Raw genomic sequence first — 21,322 nt, 5'->3', positions numbered from 1 at the left:
CCGTCCCGCTACCGGGGGCGCAGCACCTCCGTGGGGATCGCGGGGTCGCCGTCGCTGAGCCGGTGCGACGCCCGCGGCAGTTCCGCGCGTGAGGCGGCGTGGCGCCGCGCGGCCCGTGCCACGCCCTCGGCGCCGACATAGCGGGTGTCGACCACGCCGTCGGACACCAGCGGCACCACCAGCCGGCGCAGCCGCTCGTTCTCTTCCAGTGCGCCGAGCGCTGCGAGGTCCGGCGCGTCCTCGTCCCGGGAGACCACCACCACCTCCTCGGTGGCGAGCGCGTTCTCCAACCGGCGAGCGGCGACCTTGCGCCCGCCCACGCTCGACTTCCCCTCGGCGGCGGCCTTGGCGACCGGCCGCATCACGCCGTCGGCGGCCTCGCGCAGCACGAGTTTGTAGACCATCCCGCAGGTGGGGTGCCCGGAGCCCGTCACCACCGAGGTGCCCACCCCGTAGGAGTCCACCGGCGCGGCCGCGAGCGAGGCGATCGCGTACTCGTCCAGATCACTGGAGACCACGATGCGGGTGCCCGTGGCGCCGAGCGCATCGAGTTGCGCGCGCACCTCGCTGGCCAGGGTCGGCAGGTCCCCGGAGTCCAGACGGACCGCGCCGAGCCCCGGCCCCGCGACCTCGACGGCACGCGCCACGCCCCGCTGCACGTCGTAGGTGTCCACCAGCAGTGTGGTGCCGGGCCCGGCGGCGGCCACCTGAGAGGCGAAGGCGGACCGCTCGTCGTCGTGCAACAGGGTGTAGGCATGGGCGGCGGTGCCGATGGTCTCCAGACCGTAGCGTCGCCCCGCCTCCAGGTTCGAGGTCCCCGTGAAACCGGCCACCACCGCCGCGCGGGCGGCGGCCACGGCGCCCTCCTCGTGGGCGCGGCGCGACCCCATCTCCAGACAGGGCCGGGTGCCGGCGGCCATGGTCATCCGGGAGGCGGCGGCCGCGACCGCGGAGTCGTGATTGAGGATCGAGAGGATCAGGGTCTCCAGCAGCACCGCCTCACCGAAGGTGCCCTGCACGGTGAGCACGGGGGAGCCGGGGAAGTACAGGTCCCCCTCCTCATACCCCGAGATGGTCCCGGTGAAGCGGTACCCGGCGAGGTAGGCCAGGGTCTCCTCGCCGACCACGCCCTGCTCACGCAGCCACTCGAGTTCGCTCTCGCCGAACCGGAAGGCGGTCAGGGCCTCCAGGAGCCGTCCGGTGCCGGCGAGCACGCCGTAGCGGCGGCCGGCGGGCAGGCGGCGCGCGAACACCTCGAACACGCACCGGCGGTGCGCCGTGCCGTCCGCGAGGGCGGCCTCGAGCATGGTGAGCTCGTACCGGTCGGTGAGCAGGGCCGTGGATTGCATGCGCCCCACCCTAGGGTCTCGACCCCTCAGCCCTGGCGGAAGGTGACCCCGGTGCCGCCGCGGGGGTAGTGCCAGCCCAGATCCGGCGCCACCGCCAGGCACGCGCCGCACTCCAGGCACGCGGCGGCATCGGCGAGGACCCGATCGCCGACCTCCCGGTAGACCCCGGCCGGGCACACGGCGATCACGGCGCGGGCGGCCGGGGAACCGGCGCGTAGCGCGGAGGGGTCGATGTGCGACTGGGAGTCGGTGACGAACCGCGTGGTGCCCAGGCGCAGGTTCACGGGGGTGCGTTCGCTCATCGGTGCTCTCCGCTCGTGCTCATACCGACCGCCACAGGGCAGCGGCGTCGCCCACCCAGGTGCGCAGCCCCACCCCGGAGCGGCGCACGGCCTGGACGGCGAGGTGGCGCAGTGGACGGCGGGGCGCGCCGTCGAGCCGGAAACTGCCGCGCAGCACCCGCTCGGCGGCCTCGCCCCACGGGCCGTAGGGGCCGGGGCGATGGAACAGCGCCGGGGTGCGCGCATAGGTGCGCATGTCCGCTCCCGCGGTGCTGGCCTGCAGCGCCGCGGCGTAGCGATGCAGGCCGGTCGCGGAGGCGTCGCCGGCCTCGATCGCCTCGGCGACGGCGTCGCCCGCCAGCAGGCCGGAGGTGATCGCCAGGTCCATCCCGCGCAGCACGAGCCCGGAGTTGATCGTCAGGCCCGCGGCGTCACCGGCCACCACCAGGCCGTCGAACGCGACCTGCCCCACGCCGGTGTGCCCCGACTCGGACACCAGGTGCGAGCCGTACTCGATCACCTCGGCGCCGGCGAGCCAGCGGCGCAGCCGGGGATGGGTCAGGGCGTGCTCGAAGACCTCATGGGCGCTGCGCCCGGAGCGTGTCAGGGCGTCCAGGCGCAGCACCACCCCGAAGGAGAGGGACTCCCGGTTGGTGTAGAGGAACGCGCCGCCGGCCACCCCCGCGGTGACGTCGCCCACCAGCGCGTGCGCGGCGCCCTGCCCGGGCTCGAGCCCGAACCGGTCCTCGAGGCGGCCGGCCGGCATGGCGAGGACAGCCTTGACCCCCACCGCGAGGTCGCGCGGGGCGGGGTCCGGCCGCAGCCCGGCGCCGCGCGCCAGGAAGGAGTTCACGCCGTCAGCGGCCACCACCACGCGGGCCCGCAGGTCCTGCCCGTCCGCGCGGATCCCCGTGACCCGGGGCGCGCCGTCGGGACCGGGCTCGGTGACCAGGGAGTCCACCCGCATGCCCGGCATCAGGAACGCCCCGGCCTCCTGAGCGCGTTCGGCGAGCCACGGGTCGAGGCGGGCGCGCAGCACGGTGACGGCGTTCGGCAGCGCTGCCGTGGAGCCCGCCGACCCGGTCGTGGTCAGCAGCGCGGCGTCCTCGTAGTCCAGGCTGGTGACCGAGTCCGGGCGGACGCTGGAGGTCACGTGCCGCACCACCCGACGCTCCCAGGGCGCCTCGGGGGTGGGGTCGCGGGGGAAGTCGGGCAGCGCGTCGGCCAGCGGCGCGGGGTAGAGGACCCCGCCGGAGAGGTTCTTCTCCCCGGGCCTCTCGCCCCGTTCCACGAGCACCACACTCAGGTTGCGCTGCGCGAGGCGCATGGCGGCCATGCTCCCGGCGGGGCCGGCGCCCACGACGGCGACGTCGAAGTCCGGCTCGGTCATGCGCCCAGCCTAGACGGCGGCTCGCGGCAGGGGCGGGGACCCTCGGCCCGCGCCCGGGCGCCCGGACGCTCGGGCGTCCGGACACCATTGCGCCCGACCCGGTGCCGCGCGGTGCCCGGCGCGCATACCCTGGTGACCATGGATCGAGCCGGCTGCGTGAGTGCGACTGCGCCGTCGCCGCTGCAGGAGAGCGAGACCGAGGCCGATACCCGGCCGTATGCCCGGCCCTCCCGAGGCTGGCGCACCGTGGTGTGGGACGACCCGGTCAACCTGATGTCCTATGTCACCTACGTGTTCCGTGCCCACTTCGGCTTCCCACGGGAACGCGCCGAGGAACTCATGCTGCGGGTGCACCACGAGGGGCGCGCCGTGGTCGCCCGGGGGGACCGGGAGCGGATGGAGGCCGATGTGGCGGCGATGCACTCCTACGGCCTCAGCGCCACGTTGGAACCGACCCCGGATGGCGGCGGGGGTCCCGGCGCCTGAACGCGCCGCCTAGGGTGGAGTGATGGAGGCGTTCCGCAGGACCCGATCCGGCTTCGTGACGCGCATGGACGCGAACGAGCGCACGATCATCGCGCGGGTGGTGGCCGATGTCGCCGAACTGCTCGGCTTCGAGACCCCCGGTCCGCAGCAGCGCACGCAGGATGAGGGCAGCCCCACCGACCCCGCCGCGCAGGCCCGGGAGTCCGAGGAGCACGCGGACCGGATGCGACGGTTGGCGCGGGAGGTGGACGCCGCGTTCACCGCGGGGGAGTCCCGCGGGCGCAGCGAGGGTGTCAGCGATGACCTCCCGGCGGATCCCGCGCTCGCGCGCCTGCTGCCGGACGGTAGCGAGGACCCGGAGATCGCCGACTCGCTGCGCGACCTGACGCAGGAGACGGTGCGTGACGCCAAGGGCACCCGGCTGCAGCGCGTCTGGGGCGACCTGGTGGGCACCGGGGGGTTGATCACGGTTCCCGCGGAGGGGGCGATGGACTGGGCCGGCGCGCTCACGGACGTGCGGCTCGTGCTCGCCGAGCGATTGGGCATCACCGACGAGGGGTCGGTGGCGGCCGTGGAGGAGCTCGCGGCGGGATCCCCGGACGATCTCACCCGGGCCCTGGCCACCCTGTACGTGGCGCTGTCCTGGCTCCAGGAGTCCCTCGTGGAGGCGATGCTGGAGGAACTCCCGGACGGCGCGTAACCGCGCGCAGGGCATCCCCACCGCCGCGCGTGACGCGTTCCACAGCCCGCCGGCCCCGGTCTACGCCGGTGGCTGTCGGTGGGCCTGGATACCCTGAGGACATGCAGTGCGACGCGCCGATCGGCGTCTTCGACTCCGGGGTCGGTGGGCTCACGGTGGCCCGCGCGATCCTGGACCAGATGCCGCACGAGGCCGTGCGCTACCTGGGAGACACCGCCCGCACCCCCTACGGCCCGCGGCCCATCGCGCAGGTGCGGGAGTACTCCCTGCAGATGCTGGACCGGCTCGTGTCCTCCGGCGTCAAGGCCCTGGTCATCGCGTGCAACTCCGCCTCCTCCGCGGTGTTGCGAGACGCCCGCGAGCGTTACGAGACCGCCGGGATCCCCGTGGTCGAGGTGATCCACCCCGCGGTGCGCCGCGCCGTGGCGGCCACCCGCAACGGCCGCGTCGGTGTGATCGGCACGAGCGCCACCATCACCTCCCGCGCCTACGAGGACGCCTTCGCCGCCGCGCCCCACCTGAGCATCGCCACGGCCGCCTGTCCGCAGTTCGTGGAGTTCGTCGAGCGTGGCATCACCTCCGGGCCGGCGGTGCTGAGCGCCGCGGAGACCTACCTGACGCCGCTGCGGGAGGCCGGGGTGGATGCCCTGGTGCTCGGGTGCACCCACTACCCCCTGTTGACCGGCGTGATCTCCTACACGATGGGGGAGGGCGTCACCCTGGTCTCCTCGGCGGAGGAGACCGCGAAGGACCTCTTCCGCCAGCTCGTGCAACGCGACCTGCTGCGCCCGGACGACGCCCCGCCGCCGGTGCACGAGTGGCTGGCCACCGGGGACCGAGCCGCGTTCCGCACCCTGGCGCGCCGGTTCCTGGGCCCGGAGGTGCCCACGGTGCACGATGCGGTGGAGGTCACCGGAGAACTGCCGCGGATCACCGCGGAGATGCTGGCCGCCTACGACCCGGGGGGCTCGCGATGAGGCTGACCGTGCTGGGGTGCTCCGGCTCGATGGCGGGCCCCGACTCGGCCGCCTCCAGTTATCTGGTGCGGGCCGGCGCGGGCGAGGATGACACCGTCGTGGCGCTCGACCTGGGTTCCGGGGCGTTCGGTCCGCTGATGGCGCAGACGAGTCCCACCGCACTGGACGCGGTGGTTCTCAGCCACCTGCATCCCGATCACTGCGCGGACCTGACCGCGATGGCGGTCTGGCGCCGCTACGGCCCCGACGGCGCGCTGCCTCCGCTGCGGGTGATCGGCCCGGAGGGGACCCGGGAGCGCCTGGCCGTGCTGTGCGAGATGGAGGCCCCCGAGATCTCCGAGGTCTTCGCCGTCGAGCACCTCACCGAGGGGCAGGAGGTGCGGATCGGGGCGCTTCGCCTGCAGGCGCACCCGGTGCGGCACCCGATCCCCGCGTGGGGACTGCGGGTCAGCGGCCCCTCGGATGTGCACGACGGCGCCGCGCACCTGGGCTACACCGGCGACACGGCGTGGTGCGAGGGCGCGATCGCCGTGGGCCGGGGCGTGGATCTGCTGCTCGCCGAGGCCGCGTTCCAGGATGGGTTGGAGCACCCGCCGGGGATCCACCTGACCGGTGCGGAGGCGGGTCAGGTCGCGACGCGTGCGGGTGCCCGCCGGCTGGTGCTGACGCACCTGCAGCCGTGGACCGATGCCGCCCGGGTGCTGGCGGGCGCGCGCGGTGCCTACAGCGGCCCGGTCGAGGTCACGCACGCGGGAGCCGACTACCTCCTCTGACCCCGCTCGCCTGAGCACCGCTACCTGGGCCCCGCCATTTGGTCACCGCCGTTTGGGCACCGCCGTTTGGGCACCGCCATCTGAGACGGCGCCGCACCCGCTGGACGGATGGCGTGATGTTGGTCTCTCATTGACCAAGTAGTGGCAGTCTCGTGATGTCAGCGTCACAGATGCGGGCTACTGTCGCAGTCACGACTGGCAAGGGAAGGATGCGATCGGATGACGCAGGACACCAGGAGCAGCGCGGCGCCGGAGATGCCCGCGCCGCTGCGGCGTGACGTACGACTCCTCGGGGAACTGCTCGGGCGGGTGCTCGCCGAGAGCGGCGATGAGGGTCTGCTCGACGACGTCGAGGCGCTGCGATCCCTGACGATCGAGGCCTACGGCGGATCGGAGGATGCGCTGGCGCAGGCCGAGGAGTTCGTGGCGGGTCTGAGCGACAAGCGCGCGGCGGACATGGCGCGGGCTTTCACCTGCTACTTCCATCTGGTCAACCTCGCCGAGGAGTACCACCGGGCCCGCACCCTGCGCGCCCGGGACTTCTCCGATCCGCAGGGCATCCTCCCCGCCGTGGACACCATCCCCGGCGCCATCTCCCAACTCAAGGGCGAGGTCGGGGAGGAGGAGACCATGCGCCGCCTGGCGGCACTGGAGTTCCGCCCGGTCCTGACGGCCCACCCCACCGAGGCGCGCCGTCGTGCCGTCTCCTCCGCCATCCGGCGGATCTCCGCGAGCGTCGCGGCGCTGGATGATCCGCGTGCCAACGAGGCCGAGGTGCGCGAACTGCACCGCCAGATCCTCGCGGACATCGACGTGATGTGGCGCACCGCCCTGGTGCGCACCGAGAAGCCCACCGTGCTGGACGAGGTTCGCACCGCGATGTCGGTGTTCGACACCACCCTGTTCGAGCAGATCCCGCTGATGTACCGCGCGCTGGACACGGCGCTGCAGCCGGAGACCACCGGCACCGTGCCCCCGAAGGCCCCCGCGTTCGTGCGGATGGGCACCTGGATCGGTGGCGACCGGGACGGCAACCCGAACGTCACGGCGAAGATCACCCGGGAGGCCTCCATCATCGCCGCCGAGCACATCCTGCTCGGCCTGGAGAAGCACACCACGCGGGTTGGCCGCGAGCTCACCCTGGACGCGGCGACCACCCCGCCCTCCCGCGCGGTGCTGGACCTCCTGGAGCGGCACCGGGACCTCTCGGAGGAGCTCGCCACCGCCATCGAGGAGCGTTCCCCCGGTGAGCCCTACCGCCAGGTGCTGTTGTTCATGGCCGGGCGGATCAAGGCCACCCGGGAACGCAACGCGGACCTGGCCTACCACGGGCCGGAGGAGTTCCTCGAGGGCCTGCGCCTGGTGCAGTCCTCGCTGGCGGAGGCCGGGGACGGGCGCAGCGCCTACGGCGAACTGCAGCACCTGATCTGGCAGGTGGAGACCTTCGGCTTCCACCTGGCCGAGCTCGAGGTGCGCCAGCACTCCCAGGTGCACGCCGAGACCCTCGCGGAGTTGCGCGAGAAGGGGGTCGACGGCGACCTCTCGCCCCGGTCGAAGGAGGTGCTGGACACCTTCCGGATGATCGGGCGGATCCAGCGCCGCTACGGCCCCAGCGCCGCGCGCCGCTACATCGTCTCCTTCACCCAGAAGGCACAGGACCTCGCGGCGGTGTTCGAGCTCGCGGAGATCTCCGCACACGGCGGCACGCCCCCGGTGATCGACTCCATCCCCCTGTTCGAGACCTTCGAGGACCTCAACAACAGCGTCGACATCCTCGACGAGGCCATCAAGCACCCGACGTTCGCGGAGCGTCTGGCCGCCCGGGACCGCAAGATCGAGGTCATGCTCGGGTACTCCGACTCCTCCAAGGACGTCGGCCCGGTCTCGGCCACGCTTGCGCTGTACGACGCGCAGCAGCGCATCGCGCAGTGGGCGCTGGACAACGACCTCGAGCTCACCCTGTTCCACGGCCGCGGCGGCGCGCTCGGGCGCGGCGGCGGCCCCGCCAACCGCGCGGTGCTCGCGCAGCCCCCGCACTCGGTGGACGGCCGCTTCAAGCTCACCGAGCAGGGCGAGGTCATCTTCGCCCGCTACGGGGACAAGGCCATCGCCTCGCGGCACATCGACCAGGTCGGCGCCGCCACCCTGATGTCCTCCGCGCCCTCCATCGAGGCCCGCAACTCCGGGGCCGCGGAGAAGTTCGCCGACATCGCCGCGACCATGGACCGGGTCTCCCGGGAACGGTTCTACCAACTCGTGCGTTCCGAGGGCTTCCCGCAGTGGTTCGCCCAGGTCACCCCCCTGGAGGAGGTGGGCCTGCTCGCGCTGGGCTCGCGCCCCGCCAAGCGCGGCCTGTCGGTGAACTCCCTGGATGACCTGCGGGCCATCCCGTGGGTGTTCTCCTGGACGCAGGCACGCATCAACCTCACCGGCTGGTTCGGCCTCGGCACCGCGCTGGCCGCCGTGGGTGACGTGGCGACCCTGCGCTCCGCCTACGAGGAGTGGCCGCTGCTGGCCACCCTGCTGGACAACGTGGAGATGTCCCTGTCCAAGGCCGATGAGCGCATCGCCCGCCGCTACCTCGCCCTCGGGGACCGCGAGGACCTCGCGGACCTGGTGATGGAGGAGATGGCGCTCACCCGGGAGTGGGTGCTCAAGGCCACCGGACACGAGCGGCCCCTGGAGACCTCCAAGGTGCTCGGCCGCGCCGTGCAACTGCGCTCGCCGTATGTGGACGCCCTCTCGCTGATCCAACTGCGGGCACTGCGCGGGCTGCGGGCCGGCGCCCCGGAGGAGGAGGTCGCCGGGCTGCGGTCCCTGCTCCTGCTGTCGGTGAACGGCGTGGCCGCCGGCCTGCAGAACACCGGCTGAGTCGCCGACTGCGTGACGCGCCCCGCGGGCTTGGGTCCAGGCCCGCGGGGCGCGTTCGTGCGTTCCGGGCACGTAGCCTGGGGGGCATGACGAGCACCGCTTCGCAGCAGACGATCACCCGCGCCGACGGCCGCACCCCCGAGCAGCTGCGCGAGGTGCGCATCACCCGAGGCTGGCTGGACGCCGCCGAGGGCAGCGTGCTGGTGGAGTTCGGCAACACCCGGGTGCTGTGCGCCGCCTCCTTCACCGCGGGCGTGCCGCGCTGGCGCAAGGGCAGCGGCAAGGGCTGGGTGACCGCGGAGTACGCCATGCTGCCGCGCGCCACCAACACCCGCGGTGACCGGGAGTCCGTGCGCGGCAAGATCGGCGGGCGCACCCACGAGATCTCCCGCCTGATCGGCCGCAGCCTGCGCGCCGTGGTGAACGTGGCCGCGCTCGGGGAGAACACCATCGTGCTGGACTGCGACGTGCTGCAGGCCGACGGCGGCACCCGCACCGCCGCGATCACGGGCGCCTATGTGGCCCTGGCCGATGCGATCGCGTGGGGCCAGCGCGAGGGCCACGTGAAGAAGGGCGCCGTGCTGACCGACTCCGTGGCCGCCGTCAGCGTCGGCATCATCGACGGCACCCCGATGCTCGACCTGCCCTACAGCGAGGACGTGCGCGCCGAGACCGACATGAACGTGGTCACCACCGGCTCGGGGGAGTTCATCGAGGTGCAGGGCACCGCGGAGGGCGCCCCGTTCCGCCGCGCCGAACTCGACAGCCTGCTCGACCTCGCCGTCGCCGGTACCGCGGACCTCGCCCGGATCCAGCGTGAGGCCCTGGCCACCGAGCCCGCCGGGTACCGGGCATGACCACCCCGCGCCTGGTGCTGGCCACCCGCAACGCCCACAAGGTGGGGGAGCTGCGGGCGATCCTCGCCGCGGCGCTGCCGGGCCTGGCGCCCGGCGCGGTGGTCGGAGCCGACGCCTACCCGCAGGTACCCGACGTGGTCGAGGACGGCGTCACCTTCGCCGCGAACGCCCTGAAGAAGGCGCGCGCCCTCGCCGAGGCCACCGGGCTGCCCGCCCTCGCGGACGACTCCGGTCTCGCCGTGGACGTGCTCGGTGGCGCCCCCGGGATCTTCTCCGCCCGCTGGAGCGGCGTGCACGGGGACGACGCCGCGAACCTCGACCTGCTGCTGGCGCAGCTGAGCGATGTGCCCGCGCAGCACCGCGGGGCCGCGTTCGTGTGCGCCGCGGCGCTGGTGACGCCCACGGGGGAGGAGATCGTGCGCGAGGGTCGGCTCGCCGGCACCCTGCTCACCGAGCGGCACGGCGAGGGCGGCTTCGGGTACGACCCGATCCTGCGACCCGACGGCGAGAGCCGCTCCTGCGCCGAGCTCTCACCCGCCGAGAAGAACGCCATCAGCCACCGCGGCGCCGCCTTCCGGGCCATCGCGCCGCAGGTGGCGCGGGTGCTCGGCGCCGGGGGCTGAGTGACCGATCCCGACCACCCCGCGGGCTCCTCGCTCACGCCCGCCGTGGACCCCGCCGGCAGCGGCCCGCGGCTGATCGCCCGTGGGCTGAGCTTCGCCTACCCCGACCACCCCGTGCTCACGAGGGTGGACCTCGTGGTGGCCGAGCGCGCCCGGATCGGGGTGGTGGGGGAGAACGGCAGCGGGAAGTCCACGCTGCTGCGCCTGCTCGCCGGCGCGCTGGAGGCCGATTCGGGGACCGTCCAGCGGCGCGGGTCGGTCGTCACCGTGGCGCAGGAGCTGCCCGTGGCCGGCGGGGAGACGCTGGGCGATGCGCTGGCGGCGAGCCTGCGGCGCGCCCGCGAGGCGGCGACGGCGATGACCACCGCCCTGGAGCGGCTCACCGACCCCACGGCCGCGAGCCGCTCCGGGCAGGCGAGCACGTCGCGGGAGGCGAGCGACGCCGTCGAACGCTACGAGGCGCTGCGCGCCTGGGACGTGGACCGCGAGCTGGACGAGGCCCTGACCCGGTTCGGCGCCCCGCGGGACCGGGAGCGCCCGCTGGCGCAGATGAGCGTGGGGCAGCGCTACCGGGTGCGGCTGGCCTGCGCCCTGGCCGAACGCTCCGACGTGCTGCTGCTGGACGAGCCCACCAACCACCTCGACGACGCCGCGATCGAGCACCTCACCGCGCGCCTGGCGCAGTGGCCGGGCGCCGTGGTGCTGGTCACCCACGACCGGGCGCTGCTGGACGACGCGGTGGAGACCATCCTCGACCTCGACCCCACGATGGAGGGTCCGCCCGCGCGGTACGGCGCCCTGCGGTACGCGGACTACCGCGCCGCGAAGGACGCCGCGGTCGAGCGCTGGCGCGCCCGCTACGCCGCGGAGCAGCGCCGGATGGCGCAGCTGTACTGGACCCGGGACGCCACCTACGAGGGCCTCTCGGACGAGTGGCGCCCGGAGAAGGGCAGCCGCAAGCACCGCCGCGCCACCCGTGCCCGGCAGCACGTCAAGGCGGCGGACAAGCGGATGGAGCAGCTCGCGGCGCGGGCCGCCGCCGTGCCCCCGCCGCCCACCGATGTCACCTGGCCCGACCTGCAGGCCAGGCCCACGGTGCACGACGGCGATGCGCTCCTGCTGCCCGGCGCTCACGTCCCGGGCCGGCTGGAGCGGGCGGACCTCATGGTGGCGGTGCCGCCGGGTGGCCGCCTGGTGGTGAACGGGCCGAACGGCGCCGGGAAGTCGACCCTGCTCGGGCTGCTCGCCGGGGCGGCCACCTCACCCGCGCTGCGGGTGGGCGTGCTGTGGCAGGAGAGCCGGCGCGATGAGCGCGGCGAGGAGACCGGTTTCGATCTGGCTGCCCGCACCGCGCTGACGCTGCTCGAGGAGCGGCGGTTGAACCCGCGCGAGGTGCTCCCGGTCGCCGAGACGGGCCTGGTGAGCGAGGAGGACCTGGACCGTCCGGTGCGCGAGCTCTCGGTGGGGCTGCGCCGCCGCCTCGACCTGGCGCTGGTGCTCGCCGCCATGCCGCACGTGCTGCTGCTGGACGAGCCGACGAACCACCTCGCGGTGGACCTCGTGGACTCCCTGACCTTCTGGCTGCGCCGGACCGAGGCGGCGGTGGTGATCGCCACACACGACCGGGTGATGCGCGCCGACTTCGCCGACTGGCCGCAGCTCGACCTCGTCTGAGCAGGCGGCGCCGCACCCGATCGGTGGGGTCAGATCCCGCCGAGGTGGGAGATCGCGGCGCGCACCAGCGGGCCGTGCCCGGAGATCATGTCGCCCTGGATCACGGGGTCCAGGGCCTCGCTCGGGGTGAGCCAGATCAACTGCAGCGCGTCCTCCTGGGCCCGGGCATCGCCGTCGATCGGCACGATGTAGGCCAGCGAGACCGCGTGCTGCCGGGGGTCGTGGTAACTGACGCCGCTGCCTGTGCGCGGCACGGGGAAGTACTCGTTCACGGTGAAGGGCTGCGGGCTCGCCGGGATGCGGGGCAGCGCCATCGGGCCGAGGTCCTTCTCGATGTGGCGGGAGATCGCGGTGCGGATCGTCTCGCCGAGCAGCACCCGGCCGGAGACCACGGTGCGCCACAGTCCGCCCTCGCGGGGGTTGCGCAGCAGCAGGCCGACCTTGCTCAGCGCCCCGTCCGGCTCCAGGAGCACGGGTACGAGGTCCACGTAGACCATCGGCACCTTGCGGCGCACGAACTCCAACTGCTCCGGGGCGAGCCAGGGCCCCATGTCATCGGCGCGTACTTCGCTCACACCCTCATTCCTACCTCACGGCGCAAGGGCCGTGCGGGGTGGACACGCGCGGCTACCCGCGCCGCGTCAGTCCGATGGGGAGCACGAGCCAGAGGGCCAGGAGCAGGATCGCCGTGATGGCACCCGCGATGAGCCCGGCGGTGCCGGAGACCACCACGCTGAACGCCAGCACCGCCGTACCGGTGACTACCAGGCCCAGCATCACCACGCCGACCAGCGTGAGCCGAGCACCCACGGTCACCAGCGGCGTCTTCAGGCCGCGCCGGAAGACGAGGCGATGTACGCTCACCGGCGCGATCAGGACCCCGGTGGTGGCCACGGACAGTGCGACCAGCACCAGGTAGAGGGTCACCTGGCCGGTGCTCAACTCGGTGAATCGCTGTTGGAACGGGAGGGTCAGCAGGAAACCGGTGAGCACCTGGACGCCGGTCTGCATCACGCGGAGTTCCTGCAGCAACTCGACCCAGTTCCGGTCCGCGCGCTCGGAGTCGCTCTCGTCGCGATCGTCGGCGGGTAGTCGCTCGGTCACCTAGTGGCTCCGCAGGGCGTCGATGAGGTCGGCCTTCCGCATTCGTGAGCGACCCTCGATGCCGAGTTCGGCGGCACGCTCGCGCAACTCACTGACCGTCCAGTCCTCGTAGGCACCCGATTTCCCGCCCCGCCGTCCTACCGTGGACCGGCCACTGTTCGCGGCGGCGTTGGCGATGCGAGCCGACTTCTCCTTGGAGTTCCCCTCGTCGCGGAGGGATTCGTAGAGCTCGTTGTCCTTGACACTGGGTCCGGGTTCCTGCCGTGCCATGATGCCTTCCCTTGCTCGGGTTCGGGGGGGCTTCGAGCATGCGCAGCCTGTGGCGCGGGACACAAGGGGGAGGCGCCCGGTCGGTGCGAATCGACGCCTGTGGTCGGCTATAGTGGACCGGCGCCACACACCGATGCGGTGCGATGGTGGGTATAGCTCAGCTGGTAGAGCGCCTGGTTGTGGTCCAGGAGGTCGCGGGTTCAAGCCCCGTTACTCACCCCACGTGCGAGAGGCCCGGATCGTCCGCGATCCGGGCCTCTCGACGTCTCTGTGTCCGCCCTCGAGGGGCCCGCGCGGCGAGCCGACACGGGCTCCCGGGTGTGCGCGCGCAGGGGTGATTCGTCGGTGGTCTCACCCCGCCGCGGGCCGCGGGCGGGCGCCCGGCGGGTAGGCTCGCAGGTGTGAATGGCCCCGCCCGGCGGGGTCCCGCCCGAACCCGAAGGAGCCGTACATGCCACGACTGCAGGTGGGCGACGTCGCCCCCGAGTTCACCCTCCCCACGGCCGACGGCGCCACCGTGAGCCTCGCCGACCTGCGGACGCGGACCGAGGCGGGCGTGATCGTCTACTTCTACCCCGCGGCCGGCACGCCCGGCTGCACCACGCAGGCGTGCGACTTCCGCGACTCGCTCGCGTCGCTGCGCGCCTCGGGGTACGAGGTCGTCGGCATCTCCCCGGACAAGCTCGGTAAGCTCGAGCGCTTCGCCGATGCGGAGAAGCTGCCCTACCCGCTGGCCTCCGACCCGGAGCGCGAGGTCCTGGAGGCCTACGGCGCCTGGGGCGAGAAGAGCATGTACGGCAAGAAGGTGACGGGCGTGATCCGCTCCACCTTCGTCGTCGCCCCCGACGGCACCCTCACGTTGGCGCAGTACAACGTGCGCGCCACCGGTCACGTCGCCAAGCTGCGCCGCGACCTGGGCCTCGCCTCCTGACGGCGCGGTAGTTCCGCGGCGCGGTAGTCCGGCGGCAGTAGTCCCGACGGCGCAGCCCGCCAGACGGACCGGCCCACGGGACCGCGCGGGGGTCCGGCCCACGGGACCGCGCGGGGGTTCGGCCCACGGAACCGCGCGGGGGTCCGGCCCACGGAACCGCGCGGGTAGGCTGGACCGTCGCAGGCGCGAGTGGCGAAATTGGCAGACGCGCAGGATTTAGGTTCCTGTGTCCTCGGACGTGCGGGTTCAAGTCCCGCCTCGCGCACCAGCAGCCCACGGGAGACGACGAAACCCGCGAGGGACGACGCCCGGCGTCGTCCCTCGCGGGTTTCGTCGTCTCTCACCGCTCGGGGCGCGGGCGAATTACGCTGGACGGCGTTCCTAGCCTGAACCCATGACCTCCACCACCCCGCAGTGGCGCGTGGCCCGTGTGGACCGCACGCAGGTGTTGCTCCTGGACTGTGGCGCCACGCGCGTCGAACGCGCCGTGCCCCTCAAGCCCGGCGGCCTGCTCGAGCGCACCGTCGGTGAGCCGACCGTGCCCGCGGTGGGCGACGCCGTCGTGCTCGCGGATGAGCGGGCTCTGCTGCTCCCGCGCCGCAGCGAACTCGTACGCGACACCGCCGACCGCACCTCCCACACCCAGGTGATGGCCGCGAACCTCGACCTCGCGCTCATCGTGGAGCACCTGGACCCCGCCCCGAGCCTCGGACGGATCGAGCGGTTCGTCACGCTGGCGTGGGATTCCGGTGCGACCCCGGCGGTGGTGCTGACCAAGGCGGACCTGCACCGCGACCCCAGCGCCGTGGTGGCCGAGGTCCAACGGGTGGCGCCAGCGGTGGAGGTGAGATCCGTCAGCGCCGTCACCGGTGAGGGCCTCGACGACGTGCGCGCGCTCCTGGCGGACGACCTCACCCTGGTGCTCGTGGGCCCCTCGGGCGCGGGGAAGTCGACCCTGGTCAACGCCCTGGCGGGCGCCGAGGTGATGGCGACGGGGGAGCGGCGCTCGGACGGAAAGGGTCGGCACACGACCACCCACCGGCGCCTCCTGCCGCTGCCCCTGGCCGGTGGCACCGCCTGGGTGATCGACACCCCGGGCGTGCGCGCGGTCGGGCTGGTCGCGCGAGAGGATGCGCTCGAGCGCGGATTCCCGGACGTGGTCGCACTCACCCAGGAGTGTCGCTTCCGCGACTGCCAGCACGACGGCGAACCCGGCTGCGCGATCGAGGCGGCGGTGGCGGACGGGACCTTGGACGCCGACCGGTTGGCCTCGTGGCGCTCCCATGAACGCGAGGCCGCCCGGCAACGGGCACGGATGAGCGGGCGCCTCGCGCAGGAGATCAAGGCGCAGGGCAGGCAGCACGCGCGCCGGGTGCGCGACCTCAAGCGCGTCGGGAAGTTCCGCCGCTAGAGCCTTCGCGAGGTGGTTCTGCAGGTACCGCGAGGTGGTTCTGCAGGTACCGCGAGGTGGTTCTGCAGGTACCGCGAGGTGGTTCTGCAGGCCGCTGCTCCCCCTGGAACGTCCTCGTGGTGCGGGCGCAACGGCCTCGCGGTGTCAGGAGGCGGGGGTGGCGCTCTGGCTGATCATCTGGGCCTGCTTGCGCAGGTCCGCCGAGGCCGGCCCGTCGCCGTGCGGGAACAGCGCGGCCCGGTAGTAGCGCAGCTCATCGATGCTCTCGGCGATGTCCGCCAGCGCCCGGTGTCCGCCGTTCTTCTTGGGCGAGGCGTAGTAGGCGCGCGGGTACCAGCGCCGGGCGAGTTCCTTGATCGAGGAGACGTCGATGATCCGATAGTGCAGGTGCTCGATCACGGCGGGCATGTCCCGGTCCAGGAACACCTTGTCGGTGCCGACGGAGTTGCCGGCCAACGGCGCCTTCCCGGCCTCCGGCACGAACTCCCGCAGGTAGTCCAGCACCTGATCGGCGGCCTCGGCCATCGTCACGCCGTCCGGGAGCTCCTCCAGGAGCCCGGAGAGCGTGTGCATCTCCCGGACCACGTCGTTCATCCGCTCCACCGCGCCCTCCGGCGGTGCGATCACCACATCGAGTCCCGGTGCCACTGGCGTGAGTTCGGAGTCGGTGACGATCACCGCCACCTCGATGAGCGCGTCGTTGACGAAGTCGAGCCCCGTCATCTCGCAGTCGATCCACACGATGGGATCGGATGTTCGTGCAGCCACGTGTCTCTCTCGGGTCGGCGTTCGCTGGGGTATCAGGCGCCGGAGTCGTTGTTCGCGTCGGCGCCGTAGGCGACCTCGCGCAGCACCGCGCTCGCGAGGCGGTCCAGGGCGCCGGGTGCCAGGGCCGGGTAGAGCGCGGGCTCCACCGCCTCGAGTTCCATCAGCAGCGGCGGGCGCTCGCCGCGGACCACCAGGTCCACGCGCACGTACAGCAGGGGGCGCGACCCCATCGATCGCCCGGGGATGAGGCGCCGGACCTCGGAGACGAACCGCTGGGCGGTGTCGATCTCGAGCTGCGAGGGCTGCCAGGGCTCCATGACCTCCTTGACGTAGGCCTCGCCGTCGCCGGTGTCCTCGCTCTCCAGCATCCCGCCCTTGTGCACGGCGTGGGAGTACTGCCCGTGCAGGAAGACCAGGCCGGACTCACCGTAGGTGTCGATCTCCGGCATGTAGCGCTGCACCATCACCGAACGGCCCGCGCTCAGCAGCCGGTGAGCGTGCTTGATGGCCAGGCGGCGGGAGTCGGCGTCGGTGGCGGTGTAGCGACCGGTGTCCGCGGAGCCCGCGGAGACGGCGGGCTTGACCACGAAGTCCTCGCGAGCCGGGAAGCGATTGTGCAGGTCGCGCTTGTCGTAGGTGCGGTCAGGCTCGAGCCACTGGGTCTCGACCACGGGCAGACCGGCCTTGGCGAGCTCGGCGAGGTAGTGCTTGTCGCTGTTCCAGCGCACCACATTCGCGGGGTTGCGCAGGGTGGGGACCGTGGCGGCCCACGCCAGGAACTCCTCGCGGCGGGTGCTGTAGTCCCAGACGCTACGCAGCATCACGAGGTCGTAGGCGTGCCAGTCCACGCTCGGGTCGTCCCACACCGCGAAGTCGACCTGCGCGCCTCGCTCGGCGAGCGCGACCGCGAGCGCGCGATCGTCCGGCTCCCCACCGGCGAGTTCGGAGGAGGTCACGAGCGCAATGCGAGGTCCGGCGTTGGTCACGGGGACCACCGTAGCCCACCACCGCGTTGCAGTCGGAAGATCACGCGTGCGGACCCGGCACGTGCGAAGGCCCCGACGCTCCCGGGAATTTCCGGGCCTGTCGGGGCCTTCGGTGTCTGTACACCCCCTGGGACTCGAACCCAGAACCCACTGATTAAGAGTCAGTTGCTCTGCCAATTGAGCTAGAGGTGCATGCCAGCGGCGAGAAGAGACTCTAGCACTCTGCGCCGGTGACTCCAAACTCGGGCGGGCGGGGGCACCATGGGGTGATGAGCACCACATCGCTGTACACCTCGGGCCTGCCCGCGATCCTCGCGCACCGCGGCGGCGGGGATGAGGCCCCGGAGAACAGCCGCGAGGCGATCCGGGGCATGCTCGGCCACGGGGTGCGGGTGATGGAGACCGATGTCCGCCCCACGCGCGACGGCGTAGCCGTCCTCGCGCACGACCCCACACTGCAGCGCCGCTTCGGCGATCCCCGGCCGATCTCGGAGGTGACCTGGGCCGAGCTCGAGACGATGCGGGATGTGGACGGCGCCGCAGCGCTCACGCTTGCCGGCGCCCTGGAGGAGTTCCCACAGGTCGCCTTCAATCTCGATGCGAAGACCGACTCGATCATGCGGGAGGTCCTGCGTGCGGTGCGGGCCGCGGGTGCCGCCGATCGGGTGTGCCTGACGGCATTCGACTGCGGGCGGATCGACACGATGGCGCGGGTGACTCGTGCACGCACCGCGCTGGGCATGGGTATGCGCGACGTCGCAGCCCTGCGCGTGCGTTCCCTCGCGCCCCGGGCGGCGCGCGGTGCCGGGGCTGGGGCCCGTGCCGGAGTCGCCGCGGACGATCGCGCCCGCCCTGCGGCGGTGCCGCCCGGCCGCGCCGTGCAGGTCCCGCTGAGTTTTCGCGGGCTCCCGATCGTGACCCCCACCTTCCTGCGCCGCGCGCATGCGGAGGGTCACGTGGTCCATGTGTGGACCGTGAACGAGGCGGCGCAGATGCACCGCCTCCTGGACATGGGGGTCGACGGCGTGGTGACTGACGTGCCCTCGGTTGCGGCGGCCGTGTGGCGCGAGCGGGGGATCCCGCTCGGGTGAGTGCCGCACCCGGCGCGGGAGCGGGGCGCCCCGCACTCTCGGGTGCCGGCCCCACGCCAGGGCCGAAGGTCCCGCGACGGTGTGGGATAGCCCACACGACACACCAGATGTAGTGCCGTGACGGCGAGTGAACCCCTACATAGTGTGGTTGGTGTTCCGTACCCCCGACGCGGGCCCGAGCCCGTAGGAGACAGCCATGCCGCACGTCGACCCCGTCAGCACCATCCGCGAGTACCTCCAGCGCACCGACTGGAGGGTGAACGCGAACGCGAACCAGGGCTACTCGCTCGGCGGCATGATCTTGAACACCTCCGGGAAGATGGTCGCCAACTACTGGCTCGATGAGGTGTACGCCCCCGAGGCGGGCGAGGCGCACCGCAGCGGCGCCCTGCACATCCACGATCTCGACATGCTCGCCGGCTACTGCGCCGGCTGGAGCCTGCGCACCCTGATCGAGGAGGGTTTCGGTGGCGTGCCGGGCGCCATCTCCTCCCGACCCCCGCGCCACCTGTCCAGCGCCTGTGGCCAGATCGTCAACTTCCTCGGCACCCTGCAGAACGAGTGGGCCGGTGCCCAGGCCTTCAGCTCCTTCGACACCTACCTCGCGCCGTTCGTGCGCCTGGACACGATGACCTACGACCAGGTCCACCAGGTGCTGCAGGAGATGATCCACAACCTCAACGTCCCCTCCCGGTGGGGCACCCAGACCCCGTTCACCAACCTCACCTTCGACTGGACCGTGCCCGCCGACCTCGCCGAGCAGCACCCTCTGATCGCCGGGGAGGTCATGGAGTTCACCTACGGCGACCTGCAGGCCGAGATGGACCTCATCAACCGCGCCTACATCGACGTGATGACCCAGGGCGATGCGGACGGCCGGGTGTTCACCTTCCCCATCCCCACCTACAACATCACCGCCGACTTCCCCTGGGAGAGCGAGAACGCCGAGCGACTGTTCGCGATGACCGCGAAGTACGGACTGCCCTACTTCCAGAACTTCATCAACTCCGAGCTCGACCCCGGGATGATCCGCTCCATGTGCTGCCGCCTGCAACTGGACCTGCGGGAACTGCTCAAGCGCGGCAACGGGCTGTTCGGCTCCGCGGAGCAGACCGGTTCCATCGGCGTGGTCACGATCAACACCGCACGCCTGGGCTACCTGCACGCCCGGGACGAGCGTGGGCTGATCGCCGAGCTCGACGCCCTCCTGGAGATCGGACGGGACACGCTGGAGGCCAAGCGCGCCGTGGTCGCCGAGTTGCTGGAGGCCGGCCTGTACCCCTGGACCCGCCGCTACCTCGCCACGCTGGACAACCACTTCGCCACGCTCGGCGTCAACGGCATGAACGAGATGGTGCGCAACTTCTTCCCCAGCGGAGAGGGGGAGTCGGAGGAGGACATCACCACCCCGGCCGGGCGGGCGCTGGTGCTGCGGGTGCTCACCCACGTGCGCGAGCGTCTCGTGGAGTTCCAGGAGACCACCGGGCACCTGTACAACCTGGAGGCCACACCCGCGGAAGGGGCGACCTACCGGTTCGCGAAGGAGGACCGCCGCCGCTACCCAGGGATCCTGCAGGCCGGCACCGAGGCCAACCCGTACTACACCAACTCCTCCCAGCTGCCCGTGGACCACACCGCCGACCCGTTCGAGGCGCTGCAGGCGCAGGAGGAGATGCAGCGGCAGTACACCGGCGGCACCGTGCTGCACCTGTACCTGGGGGAGCAGGTGAGCTCCGCCGTCGCCTGCCGGGAACTCGTGCGGCGCTCGCTGACCCGGTTCTCCCTGCCCTACCTCACGATCACCCCGACTTTCTCCATCTGCCCCACGCACGGCTACCTGGCCGGGGAGCAGGTCACCTGCCCGCGGTGCGCCGGCGCCGGGCGGGAGCAGGAGTGCGAGGTGTGGACCCGGGTGATGGGCTACCACCGTCCCGTCAGCTCCTTCAACATCGGCAAGCGGGGCGAGTACGCGCAGCGGACGCCCTTCGTGGCGCCGGCCCCGGTGTGATGCCTACCGCTGCCACGCGCGATCCCGCCGATCCCGCCGGCCTCGTGATCGCGGGCATCGTGCCGTTCTCCACGGTCGACTGGCCCGGGCACCTGGTCGCGACGGTGTTCCTGCAGGGTTGCCCCTGGCGATGCTCCTACTGCCACAACCCCGACCTGCAGGAGGCCCGCGCGCCCGGTTCGCACACCTGGCAGGAGGTCCTGGCCCTGCTGCGCTCCCGGTCCGGCATGCTCGACGGCGTGGTCCTGACCGGCGGTGAGCCCACTCGTCAGGCCGCCGCGCTCGAGGCGGTGCGGTGGATCCGCGCGGCGGGGTTCGCCGTCGGCCTGCACACCGCGGGGGCCTACCCGGCGCGGCTGGCCGCGCTGCTGCCGCACCTGGACTGGGTGGGGCTGGACATGAAGGCCTCGGCCGGCTGCTACGACCGGGTGGCCGGGGCGGCGAACGCGGCGCGGCGGGCGACGGCGTCCCTCACCCTGGTCCTGCAGGCGGCCGCTGCGGGGCTCGACTACGAGGTGCGCACCACCGTGGCGCCAGGCATGGCAGAGGACACCTTGGAGCTCGCGCGGGAACTGCACGCCGCGGGGGTGCGCCACTACGCGCTGCAGCAGGCTCGCGCCGAGGGCACCCTGCACCTGCGCGAGGCCCACCCGCCGGGGTGGGACGAGGAGTTCGCGGCGCTCGCGGAGCAGGTCGGGGCGCTGGGCTTCGAGAAGTTCACCGTGCGATGAGCCCGTGGTGCCGCATGCGGTGAGCGACGCCACGGTCGCTG

21 protein-coding genes and 3 tRNA genes are annotated in these 21,322 nt (G+C 72.6%); 15 read left to right on the top strand and 9 right to left on the bottom strand.

Annotated elements, in window-relative coordinates:
• Positions 1-8: 8 nt before the first annotated feature.
• The 3 genes from ATL40_RS07790 to ATL40_RS07780 are packed head-to-tail and all read right to left on the bottom strand — an operon-like array spanning position 9 to position 3,020.
• The gene (locus ATL40_RS07790; protein WP_098469045.1) at positions 9-1,349 is read right to left on the bottom strand and encodes a nicotinate phosphoribosyltransferase; all 1,341 of its coding nucleotides are present in this window, start codon (positions 1,347-1,349) and stop codon (positions 9-11) included.
• 26 nt (positions 1,350-1,375) lie between these two features.
• The gene (locus tag ATL40_RS07785; protein ID WP_098469044.1) at positions 1,376-1,651 is read right to left on the bottom strand and encodes a ferredoxin family protein; all 276 of its coding nucleotides are present in this window, start codon (positions 1,649-1,651) and stop codon (positions 1,376-1,378) included.
• A 19-nt stretch (positions 1,652-1,670) separates the two neighbouring features.
• Positions 1,671-3,020, bottom strand: a complete 1,350-nt coding sequence (locus tag ATL40_RS07780) for an FAD-dependent oxidoreductase (protein WP_098469043.1) — start codon at positions 3,018-3,020, stop codon at positions 1,671-1,673.
• 138 nt (positions 3,021-3,158) lie between these two features.
• Between ATL40_RS07780 and clpS the strand changes: the two genes are divergently transcribed.
• From clpS to ATL40_RS07740, 8 genes are all read left to right on the top strand, one after another.
• Positions 3,159-3,506: an ATP-dependent Clp protease adapter ClpS gene (gene clpS, locus ATL40_RS07775; RefSeq protein ID WP_098469042.1), complete on the top strand. Its 348-nt coding sequence runs from the start codon at positions 3,159-3,161 to the stop codon at positions 3,504-3,506.
• Between the two features lie 22 nt (positions 3,507-3,528).
• Positions 3,529-4,206 (top strand): DUF2017 family protein, encoded by a 678-nt coding sequence (locus ATL40_RS07770; RefSeq protein WP_098469041.1) that lies wholly within the window; start codon positions 3,529-3,531, stop codon positions 4,204-4,206.
• A 101-nt stretch (positions 4,207-4,307) separates the two neighbouring features.
• Entirely contained in the window at positions 4,308-5,183 is an 876-nt protein-coding gene (gene murI, locus ATL40_RS07765; protein WP_098469040.1) for a glutamate racemase, read from the top strand.
• Complete coding sequence (locus ATL40_RS07760; protein ID WP_098469039.1) at positions 5,180-5,956, top strand: MBL fold metallo-hydrolase; 777 nt, start codon at positions 5,180-5,182, stop codon at positions 5,954-5,956. Before murI ends, ATL40_RS07760 begins: the two co-directional genes overlap by 4 nt.
• A 219-nt stretch (positions 5,957-6,175) precedes the next feature.
• A complete protein-coding gene (locus tag ATL40_RS07755; protein ID WP_245866878.1) occupies positions 6,176-8,827 on the top strand; it encodes a phosphoenolpyruvate carboxylase in 2,652 nt (883 codons plus the stop codon).
• A gap of 86 nt (positions 8,828-8,913) precedes the next feature.
• Positions 8,914-9,684, top strand: coding sequence for a ribonuclease PH (rph, locus tag ATL40_RS07750; protein WP_098469038.1), 771 nt, complete (start codon positions 8,914-8,916; stop codon positions 9,682-9,684).
• On the top strand, positions 9,681-10,307 hold the full coding sequence (gene rdgB, locus ATL40_RS07745; protein ID WP_098469037.1) for an RdgB/HAM1 family non-canonical purine NTP pyrophosphatase: 627 nt from the start codon (positions 9,681-9,683) through the stop codon (positions 10,305-10,307). Before rph ends, rdgB begins: the two co-directional genes overlap by 4 nt.
• A 45-nt stretch (positions 10,308-10,352) precedes the next feature.
• Positions 10,353-11,981: an ATP-binding cassette domain-containing protein gene (locus ATL40_RS07740; RefSeq protein WP_098470361.1), complete on the top strand. Its 1,629-nt coding sequence runs from the start codon at positions 10,353-10,355 to the stop codon at positions 11,979-11,981.
• A 29-nt stretch (positions 11,982-12,010) separates the two neighbouring features.
• Here the strand turns inward: ATL40_RS07740 and ATL40_RS07735 are convergent, their stop codons facing one another.
• Genes ATL40_RS07735 through ATL40_RS07725 form a run of 3 tightly spaced genes read right to left on the bottom strand, consistent with a single transcriptional unit; the run spans position 12,011 to position 13,355 of the window.
• Positions 12,011-12,556, bottom strand: a complete 546-nt coding sequence (locus ATL40_RS07735) for a DUF4916 domain-containing protein (RefSeq protein WP_098469036.1) — start codon at positions 12,554-12,556, stop codon at positions 12,011-12,013.
• Between the two features lie 52 nt (positions 12,557-12,608).
• Complete coding sequence (locus tag ATL40_RS07730; RefSeq protein ID WP_098469035.1) at positions 12,609-13,085, bottom strand: DUF6328 family protein; 477 nt, start codon at positions 13,083-13,085, stop codon at positions 12,609-12,611.
• Entirely contained in the window at positions 13,086-13,355 is a 270-nt protein-coding gene (locus tag ATL40_RS07725; protein ID WP_098469034.1) for a Rho termination factor N-terminal domain-containing protein, read from the bottom strand. It lies immediately after the preceding gene.
• A gap of 146 nt (positions 13,356-13,501) precedes the next feature.
• On the opposite strand from ATL40_RS07725, the gene ATL40_RS07720 reads away from it, so the two are divergent.
• The 4 genes from ATL40_RS07720 (at position 13,502) to rsgA (ending at position 15,697) form a co-directional block, all read left to right on the top strand.
• A tRNA-His gene (locus ATL40_RS07720) sits at positions 13,502-13,577 on the top strand.
• A gap of 229 nt (positions 13,578-13,806) precedes the next feature.
• Positions 13,807-14,286, top strand: coding sequence for a peroxiredoxin (locus tag ATL40_RS07715; RefSeq protein WP_098469033.1), 480 nt, complete (start codon positions 13,807-13,809; stop codon positions 14,284-14,286).
• 183 nt (positions 14,287-14,469) lie between these two features.
• Positions 14,470-14,554, top strand: a tRNA-Leu gene (locus tag ATL40_RS07710).
• A 126-nt stretch (positions 14,555-14,680) separates the two neighbouring features.
• A complete protein-coding gene (rsgA, locus tag ATL40_RS07705; RefSeq protein ID WP_098469032.1) occupies positions 14,681-15,697 on the top strand; it encodes a ribosome small subunit-dependent GTPase A in 1,017 nt (338 codons plus the stop codon).
• A gap of 144 nt (positions 15,698-15,841) precedes the next feature.
• Here rsgA and orn read toward each other — a convergent pair whose 3' ends face one another.
• The 3 genes from orn to ATL40_RS07690 all read right to left on the bottom strand — a co-directional run bounded on the left by orn (position 15,842) and on the right by ATL40_RS07690 (position 17,643).
• Positions 15,842-16,420: an oligoribonuclease gene (orn, locus tag ATL40_RS07700; RefSeq protein WP_098470360.1), complete on the bottom strand. Its 579-nt coding sequence runs from the start codon at positions 16,418-16,420 to the stop codon at positions 15,842-15,844.
• A gap of 77 nt (positions 16,421-16,497) precedes the next feature.
• On the bottom strand, positions 16,498-17,451 hold the full coding sequence (locus ATL40_RS07695) for an ATP-grasp domain-containing protein (protein WP_098469031.1): 954 nt from the start codon (positions 17,449-17,451) through the stop codon (positions 16,498-16,500).
• Positions 17,452-17,570: 119 nt separating this feature from the next.
• Positions 17,571-17,643: transfer RNA gene (locus ATL40_RS07690), tRNA-Lys, on the bottom strand.
• A gap of 77 nt (positions 17,644-17,720) precedes the next feature.
• Between ATL40_RS07690 and ATL40_RS07685 the strand changes: the two genes are divergently transcribed.
• The 3 genes from ATL40_RS07685 to ATL40_RS07675 all read left to right on the top strand — a co-directional run bounded on the left by ATL40_RS07685 (position 17,721) and on the right by ATL40_RS07675 (position 21,281).
• Positions 17,721-18,542 carry a glycerophosphodiester phosphodiesterase family protein gene (locus ATL40_RS07685; RefSeq protein ID WP_098469030.1) on the top strand — a complete coding sequence of 274 codons (822 nt, stop codon included), beginning with the start codon at positions 17,721-17,723 and terminating at the stop codon, positions 18,540-18,542.
• Between the two features lie 196 nt (positions 18,543-18,738).
• On the top strand, positions 18,739-20,550 hold the full coding sequence (locus tag ATL40_RS07680) for a ribonucleoside triphosphate reductase (protein WP_098469029.1): 1,812 nt from the start codon (positions 18,739-18,741) through the stop codon (positions 20,548-20,550).
• Complete coding sequence (locus ATL40_RS07675; RefSeq protein WP_098469028.1) at positions 20,550-21,281, top strand: anaerobic ribonucleoside-triphosphate reductase activating protein; 732 nt, start codon at positions 20,550-20,552, stop codon at positions 21,279-21,281. The genes ATL40_RS07680 and ATL40_RS07675 overlap by 1 nt, the downstream gene beginning before the upstream one ends.
• Positions 21,282-21,322: the final 41 nt, after the last annotated feature.

The sequence above is a fragment of the Serinibacter salmoneus genome, from assembly GCF_002563925.1.
Taxonomy (GTDB): domain Bacteria; phylum Actinomycetota; class Actinomycetes; order Actinomycetales; family Beutenbergiaceae; genus Serinibacter; species Serinibacter salmoneus.
Note: the sequence above shows the minus strand (reverse complement) of the source record. Positions and strands in the feature narration are given on the sequence as shown.

Bases quoted from the DNA above. Each gene is read 5' to 3' on its own strand.
- ATL40_RS07680 (WP_098469029.1), top strand. From the start codon at position 18,739: ATGCCGCACGTCGACCCCGTCAGCACCATCCGCGAGTACCTCCAGCGC.
- ATL40_RS07760 (WP_098469039.1), top strand. From the start codon at position 5,180: ATGAGGCTGACCGTGCTGGGGTGCTCCGGCTCGATGGCGGGCCCCGAC.
- ATL40_RS07770 (WP_098469041.1), top strand. From the start codon at position 3,529: ATGGAGGCGTTCCGCAGGACCCGATCCGGCTTCGTGACGCGCATGGAC.
- ATL40_RS07675 (WP_098469028.1), top strand. From the start codon at position 20,550: ATGCCTACCGCTGCCACGCGCGATCCCGCCGATCCCGCCGGCCTCGTG.
- clpS (WP_098469042.1), top strand. From the start codon at position 3,159: ATGGATCGAGCCGGCTGCGTGAGTGCGACTGCGCCGTCGCCGCTGCAG.
- rph (WP_098469038.1), top strand. From the start codon at position 8,914: ATGACGAGCACCGCTTCGCAGCAGACGATCACCCGCGCCGACGGCCGC.
- ATL40_RS07755 (WP_245866878.1), top strand. From the start codon at position 6,176: ATGACGCAGGACACCAGGAGCAGCGCGGCGCCGGAGATGCCCGCGCCG.
- orn (WP_098470360.1), bottom strand. From the start codon at position 16,420: ATGACGGGGCTCGACTTCGTCAACGACGCGCTCATCGAGGTGGCGGTG.
- ATL40_RS07715 (WP_098469033.1), top strand. From the start codon at position 13,807: ATGCCACGACTGCAGGTGGGCGACGTCGCCCCCGAGTTCACCCTCCCC.
- murI (WP_098469040.1), top strand. From the start codon at position 4,308: ATGCAGTGCGACGCGCCGATCGGCGTCTTCGACTCCGGGGTCGGTGGG.
- rsgA (WP_098469032.1), top strand. From the start codon at position 14,681: ATGACCTCCACCACCCCGCAGTGGCGCGTGGCCCGTGTGGACCGCACG.
- ATL40_RS07685 (WP_098469030.1), top strand. From the start codon at position 17,721: ATGAGCACCACATCGCTGTACACCTCGGGCCTGCCCGCGATCCTCGCG.
- rdgB (WP_098469037.1), top strand. From the start codon at position 9,681: ATGACCACCCCGCGCCTGGTGCTGGCCACCCGCAACGCCCACAAGGTG.
- ATL40_RS07790 (WP_098469045.1), bottom strand. From the start codon at position 1,349: ATGCAATCCACGGCCCTGCTCACCGACCGGTACGAGCTCACCATGCTC.
- ATL40_RS07785 (WP_098469044.1), bottom strand. From the start codon at position 1,651: ATGAGCGAACGCACCCCCGTGAACCTGCGCCTGGGCACCACGCGGTTC.
- ATL40_RS07780 (WP_098469043.1), bottom strand. From the start codon at position 3,020: ATGACCGAGCCGGACTTCGACGTCGCCGTCGTGGGCGCCGGCCCCGCC.
- ATL40_RS07725 (WP_098469034.1), bottom strand. From the start codon at position 13,355: ATGGCACGGCAGGAACCCGGACCCAGTGTCAAGGACAACGAGCTCTAC.